This is a genomic window from Micromonospora chalcea (genome assembly GCF_002926165.1).
GTDB classification, from domain to species: Bacteria; Actinomycetota; Actinomycetes; order Mycobacteriales; family Micromonosporaceae; genus Micromonospora; species Micromonospora chalcea.
The window spans coordinates 1-6,705 of record NZ_MAGP01000050.1 but is presented as its reverse complement, the minus strand read 5'-3'; the positions used below and the strand labels follow the sequence as shown (position 1 = coordinate 6,705).

Annotated in this window: 3 protein-coding genes; 1 reads left to right on the top strand and 2 read right to left on the bottom strand. The window is 74.3% G+C overall.

Annotated elements, in window-relative coordinates:
• Nucleotides 1-643: 643 nt before the first annotated feature.
• Nucleotides 644-4,270 (bottom strand): multicopper oxidase domain-containing protein, encoded by a 3,627-nt coding sequence (locus tag BAW75_RS06050; RefSeq protein WP_104112920.1) that lies wholly within the window; start codon nt 4,268-4,270, stop codon nt 644-646.
• Between the two features lie 170 nt (nt 4,271-4,440).
• A complete protein-coding gene (locus BAW75_RS06045) occupies nt 4,441-5,232 on the bottom strand; it encodes a DNA-formamidopyrimidine glycosylase family protein (RefSeq protein WP_064447098.1) in 792 nt (263 codons plus the stop codon).
• A 108-nt stretch (nt 5,233-5,340) separates the two neighbouring features.
• On the opposite strand from BAW75_RS06045, the gene BAW75_RS06040 reads away from it, so the two are divergent.
• Nucleotides 5,341-6,591 carry a hypothetical protein gene (locus BAW75_RS06040; RefSeq protein ID WP_104112922.1) on the top strand — a complete coding sequence of 417 codons (1,251 nt, stop codon included), beginning with the start codon at nt 5,341-5,343 and terminating at the stop codon, nt 6,589-6,591.
• Nucleotides 6,592-6,705 lie beyond the last annotated feature (114 nt).

Genomic DNA, 6,705 nt, shown 5'->3' with positions numbered 1-6,705 from the left:
CCCCCAGCCCGGCCGCTGACCGCCCCCGCCGCACGCCGATCGCCCGCGCGCTGATCGCCCCGCGCGTTGATCGCCGCGCGCGTTGGTCGTCCTGCGCGTTGGTCGTCCCGCGCGTTGGTCGCCCCGCGCGTTGATCGTCCCGCGCGTTGATCAAGGAGTTTGTGTCCTGAGGCGGGCCGAATCCGTACACAAACTCCTTGATCACCGACGCGGACAGGGGTCGGGCGGAGGGCTTCGGCCTGCCCGGGCGGGCAACTCGCGGTCAGGCACCCCCCACACCCGCTCACCGGCCGCCAGCCCCGGTGATCATGAGGTTGGCGGTGTTGTTGATCTCGGATTCCGCCGTCAACCTCATGATCGTGCGGCCCTCGTTCGGCTGGGGCGGGCTTCCTTTCCCGCGCTCTGACCCTCGTGCCTGTGGGCCGTTGATCAAGGAGTTCGTGTCCTGTGGAGGGCCGGAAATGGACACAAACTCCTTGATCAACGGGGGCGGGGTTGCTCGCCGGGGCGGACCGGACGGTGTCGGGGTCATCGGGGGTGAGCGCAGGGCGGTGCTCCCGCTCGCCCCGGTGATCATGAGGTTGGCGGTGTTGTCGATCTCGGAAACTGCCGTCAACTTCATGATCGACCCTGAGAGGGAGGGCTAGGTGGGGGTGGTTATGGGGGTTGGTGGAGTCCAGGGGGACGTGCCAACCACGTTCGTCGTGCGTACTCGGTAGTAGTAGGTGGTGGAGCGCGCCAGGCCGGTGTTGGTGAAGCCGCGGCCGGTGACGCGGAACGTGGCCGGCTCCCTGGTGAACGCGGCGTCGGTGGCGCGCTGCACGATGAAGCCGGCGCCCGGTCCGGCCGGAGTCTCGGCCGACCAGCTCAGCGTCACGGTGGCGGTGTCCGGTCCCGGCGCGCTCGCGATGACGCTCACCGCCGTGGGCGTCGTCGGCCGGGCCGGGGTGGTCACCCGGGCCACTGTCGACCAGGGGGACGCCGCGCCGAGGTACGTCGTGCGTACCCGGTAGTAGTACGTGGTGTCCGGCGCGACGGCCGGGTCCACGTGGTTCTCGCCCACGGCGATGGCAGTGGTGCCCAGGCCGCTGCTGAACGTCGGGTTGGTGGCGCGCTGCACGTCCACACCGGTGGCGAAGGAGTGGTTCGCCCAGCGCAGCGCCACCCGCAGCGGCGCGGTCGGCGGCACCGCCGCGGTGAGCCGGGCCGGCGCGGCCAGACGCACCGCCGCCGGTACGGCATTCGACCAGGACGAGCAGCTCACCGCGTTCTCGGCGCGGATCCGGTAGTGGTAGGTGACGCCGGGGGTGACTGTCGCGTCGGTGTAGCGGGTCGCGGTGGCGGCCACGGTGATCTCGGTCAGCCCGGCGGTGAAGGCGCTGTCGGTGGCGCGTTGCAGCAGGTGGCTGGTGGGCACCGGGCGGCTGCCGTTGCCGGTCCAGGTCAGCGCGATGGCGGGCAGCGCGGTGGCGCTGCCGGGCGCCGGGGTGGCGGTCAGCCCGGTGGGCGCCTTGGGTGCCACCCGCAGCACCAGCGGACGGCTCATGCCCTGGTCGCGCAGTCCCGCCGAGCGGGTCTGCCAGCGGTACTCCCAGCCCAGGTTGACGAGTTGGTTGACCACCGTGGCGGGGCGGCCGTCGGCCGGACTGACCGGGCTCGCGTCCAGCCGCGCGCCGGCGGGCCGGGACGGGTCGAGCAGCCGTACGCTGTCGCTGATCTTGAACGGCAGGGGCGGCGGTACGGGACGCAGCGCCACCACGACGTCCTCCCGGGGGTTGACCCGGACGGTGTCCTTCCAGCCCAGCTCGCCCGGCTCGGGCGGGCGCAGCGTGCCGTCCCAGCCGACCCGGTTGACCAGTTGCACGTCGCAGCCCTCGATGTGCACCGGATGGGTGCGCGGCGCGTCGCCGACGATCCGCCACAGTTGCGTGCCGTCGCCTGGCGCGCCGACCGGCACGCCCAGGTCGGTGGCGTGCAGCACCTCGGTGGCGGGTTCCACCGGGCCCAGCGGCAGCGTGGCCGGCAGCAGCGGCCCGCTGACCGGGTGGCCGACTCCGAGCCGGCCCACCGCGCGGCCGTGCCGGGGCTCGAACACCTGCCCGACCGACTTCACCGCCAGCGGCAGCGTGACCGGGGCCGCCGCGCCGGGCGGGGTGAACGTGACCGAGCCGTCCCGCGCGCCGACGAGCGTCGGACGCGGGGTGTGGGTGCCGAACGCGGCGTCGTACGCCGGTTGCGGCACGATCGGCGGCGGCTGGCTGTGCGCGTACGCCCCTGGCAGCCGGTCGGCGAGCCGCCGGGTGTCGTACGGCTGCGCAGGGCTGCCGGTGACCCGGATCTGGAGCAGCGTGCGGGTGTTCGGGCCGTACCCGGGCCGGGTCGGCGGCAGCCCGCCCGAGCCGGTCCGGTCGGGCGCGCCGGTGTGGTGGTCGTAGCGCGTGTCGAACCGGGGCAGCGGCGCGGGGCAGTCGTTGTAGAGGATGAGCGTGCTGCCCGGCGGCACGGTGGCGAAGTCCACGATCACGTCGGCCCGCTCGCCGGGGGCCAGCAGCAGCGCGTGCCCGTCCACGTTGAGCACCGTCGGGTCCTGCCTGTCGTAGCGGTAGTCCACCGGCCGGTTGGCCAGCACCACCGGGGCGGGGAGCAGCCCGCTCTCGTTGCCGATCTGGATCAGGTCGGGTCCGGCGGCGGCCGGGTCGGGCACGCCGCCGTCGCGCCCGTCCACCGGCCAGTACGCGGGCCGCCCGGGCGCGCGTACCGCCTCGACCATCGGCACCTCGCCGGCGTCCGGGTCGGCCGGGCTGCCGTCGTCGGCCCACATCGGGCCGTCCGACGCGGCCCGGTAGAGCTGCAGGTTCAGCGCCCGGTCCGCGCAGGCGTTGAGGATCCGGAACCGGTACGCGCGCGGTGCGACCTCCAGGTACGGGTAGGCCACGCCGTTGACGAGCGGGGTGTCCCCGTACGCCTCGGGCACCGCCGACGGGTGCGGCACGGCGGGCGCCAGCGGCGGCTCGTCCGGGTCGGCGTCGGGGTCGTGGTGCGGGTTCGGCACCGGGGCGACCCACGGGCTGGCGCCGCCGTCCGGGTCGTGGGTCCACGGGCCGTAGTCCCAGCGGCCGGTGGGGTTGCCGCCGGTGAGCCGGTACGGGTTCTGCCGGGGCTGGTAGACGTGCGGGTGCCAGAGGCTGCCCTTGGCGCCCCAGCGGTCCCGGTCCCAGGTCGGGTCCTGCGCGGCGAGCTGGGCGTCGTCGGGTACGAACGTCTTGTCCTCGATCACCAGCGGGAACTGTTCCGCGGGCAGCACGCCGTCGTCCACGAGGCGGTCCTCGGCGGGGTCGGTGAGCAGGTACAGCGCGATCTGCCCGGAGTAGACGGTGAGCCGGGACAGGCCGAGCGTGTTGTCGTGCAGCCACATCAGCCGGCCGCTCTGCTCGTTCGGGAAGTACAGCGTGGTGGCGCCCGCGCCGGGCGGCGGCATGTCCGGCGCCGGGGTGACACCCACCCCGGCCGGGTACGGGGTGATCTCGCCGGCCGGGGTCACCCACTGCCACGGGTTGCCGGCGCTGATCCACCCGGTCTGCGCGCCGGACAGGTGCGGCACGGCCCGGTTCTGCGGGTACGGCGCGGGACCGTCCAGCGGGCCGGCGCCGGCCCCGTCGACGGTCTCGTCCACCGGCAGGAACAGCTCGCCCGCCCGTCCGGTGGGGAGCTGGTTGATGAACTTGATCCGGACCGGGCGGCCCCGCCGCGCGACGATCATCGGGCCGAGGTGCCAGGGGCGGTCCGGTGGGCTGACCGTGTTGTGGCCGGCGGCGTCGGTGCCCAGGTTGAGCTGCCGGTAGCCGCGCAGCCGGGTGGCCGGCAGGTCGCGGTGCAGGCGCTGCGCGTACTCCTGGAGGCCGATCTCGTAGTAGTCGCAGCCCGGCCAGGTGATGGTGTCCGGGACCGCGACGGGCAGGCGGGCGCCGAGCCCGTCGGTGGCGGGCTGCCCAGGCAGCGGCAGCGGGTCGACGAACTTGCGGATGCCGGTGCCGGGCGCCGGGCGGCCGTCGGGGCGGAGCGTGGGCAGCGGGCTGGCGGCGGTGTTCGGCACCGGGCCGAACAGGCGCGGGACGGCTGCCGGGTCCAGGCTCGCCGGGGTGGTCCCCGGCTCGTCGTCGCCGGCGCGCGCGGCGGGAACGCCCCGCGCCGCGGAACCGGTGAACGCGGTCTCCTCGGCGACTCCGGCCCGGTCCGGCCGTCCCGGCCGGAGTCTGCGGAACAGCACCATGGCTCTCCCCGGGGTCGGGGCGCGCCGGCCGACACCTCGGCGTGGCGGGCGTACGCGCTGCTGACGATCGGTGAGCGGTCAATCGCAGCATGCGACGCCACGGGGGTGGGACGGAAGTACCCAATCGTCCCTATTCTCGGCGATCTTTGGCGTTTCGTGGAAGTTCCACGTCACGAGCGGTCGGGCTGGCAGACCGGGCACCAGTAGGTGACCCGCTCGCCCAGTTCCTCCTTGCGAATGGCCGTCCCGCAGCGCCGGCACGGCTGGGCCCGGCGGCCGTAGACGTAGCTGGTCCCGCCCCGGCGCAGCACCCCGGTCGTGCTCTGCGTCCAGCGGCCCCGGTTCGCCGCGAGCAGCCGCTGCGCCAGCGCGACGGTGCCCGGCAGGTCCGGCACCGCGCCCACCGGCGTCCACGGGGACACCCCGCGCAGGAACAGCACCTCGCACTTGTAGAGGTTGCCCACCCCGGCGAGGTTGCGCTGGTCGAGCAGCGCCTCACCGATGGTGCGCTCCGGCTCGGCCGCCAGGCGGCGTACCGCCTCGTCCGCGTCCCAGTCCGGGCCGAGCAGGTCCGGGCCGAGGTGACCGACGAGCGACAGCTCCTCGGCCGTCGGCACCAGCGCCAGCTCGTGCAGGTGGTAGCCGACGGCGACCGCGCCGGGGGAGCGGAGCACCACGCGGATCAGGTGCGCCGGCCGCGCCGTCCAGCGCTCACCCGGGGTGTACGCGCGCCATGCGCCGTCCATCCGCAGGTGCGAGTGCAGCGTCCACTGCGCTGCGGTTGGCGCGGTGAGGCGCAGCAGCAGGTGTTTGCCCCGGCTGGCCGACTCGCGCACGGTCCAGCCGGTCAGGTCGGTGGCGGCGAGCTGCGGCACGCGGAAGTCGGACCCGGTGAGCCGGGCCCCGGCCAGCGCGCGATCCAGGACGCGCGCCGTGTTCCAGACGGTGTCGCCTTCGGGCACCCCGCCATTGTTCCCTACCGAACAGAATTCGCATGTGTCGCCATTTGTACTGAGGTTCCACTTGATCAGCGGAAACGCAACGATCAGGGGGTTCTGAGGAGAATGCTGATGGCTCATTCCGGACGTCGAATCGTCGTCGCCCTGACTGCCCTGCTCACCGTGGCCGCCGGACTGCCCGGCACGCCCGCGTCGGCCGCGCACCCGTCCACCGCCGTGCCGGCTCGCGCCGGCGCGCCCGACCCCGAACGCTGGTCCGTCGACCTCGCCGTCGCCGGTGGCGACGACGTCAACGTCGCCTGGCGTTCCGGCCGCCTCCGGCTGGCCGATCCCCGCCCCTCCGCCCGCACCCGCCCGGCCGCCGTGGGCGGTCCGGTCGCCGAGGGCATCCTGCTCTCCGCGCCGCGCGTCCTGGACCGGCCCGCCACCCGGGTACGCGCCCGGCTCACCGCCCGCACCGGCGACGGGGGTACGGCGGTGGCCCAGGTGCGCGGCTGGCGCGCCCGGGGCTGGACCGAGTGGCGCGACGCCGCCGAGGCCGTGTTCGACGAACCGGTCCGCCGGGTGCAGGCGCGCGTCGTGCTGACCACACGGGGCGCCGCCTCGGAGGCCACGGTGACCGGCCTGACGCTCGCCGCCGACTCGGTCGCCACCACGGCGGTCCAGCCGGCCGCCCCGCTCACCTACCGGGTGTACGCGACCCGGATCGGCCTGGTCGGCGGCACCACCGCGAACGGGCACACCGTACGCGCCCGGGACCACTTCGCGGCGCTGCCCAGCCGGCGCGGACTGTCCCCGCGTGGCGCCGGCGACTACACGGTCAAGGTCTGCACCACCAGCGGAATCCGCTGCGAGTACGCCCCGGTCTGGGACGTCGGCCCGTGGAACACCCGCGACGACTGGTGGAACCCGTCGTCGATCCGGGAGAACTGGAAGGACCTGCCGCGCGGGCGGCCCGAGGCCCAGGCGGCGTACCAGAGCAACTACAACGGCGGGCTGGACCAGTTCGGACGCACCGTGCGCAACCCGGCCGGGCTGGACCTGGCCGACGGGACGTTCTGGGACGGGCTGCGGCTCACCGACAACGCGTGGGTGGACGTGACGCTGCTGTGGACAGGTGGCGGGGCGCGAGCGATCGTCGGCTCCGGGCCGCTGAACCTGCGCGCCGGGGCGGGCACCTCGTACGCGAGCCGCGGCCTGGCCGCCACGTACGCCCAGGTGCCGGTGCAGTGCTACGTGACCGGGCAGAAGATCACCGGTACCTATCGCACCACGACGAGGTGGTACCGCCTGGTCGGCGGCACCTACGTCAGCCACGCGTACCTGTCCTCGATCTACGGCGGCACCGTCCCCCGCTGCTGACCCTGCCCTCTCGCCCCTGACTCCCGTTGATCTTGCAGTTTCGGCCCTTTCGGTGGGGCATTTGTCCTCTGTGCCGGGGCGCCAACTGCAAGATCGCGGGGGTTAGGGGTGGGG

What these genes read in the sequence shown, in the direction of transcription:
- BAW75_RS06050 (WP_104112920.1), bottom strand. Translation starts at nt 4,270, where the DNA reads ATGGTGCTGTTCCGCAGACTCCGGCCGGGACGGCCGGACCGGGCCGGA.
- BAW75_RS06040 (WP_104112922.1), top strand. Translation starts at nt 5,341, where the DNA reads ATGGCTCATTCCGGACGTCGAATCGTCGTCGCCCTGACTGCCCTGCTC.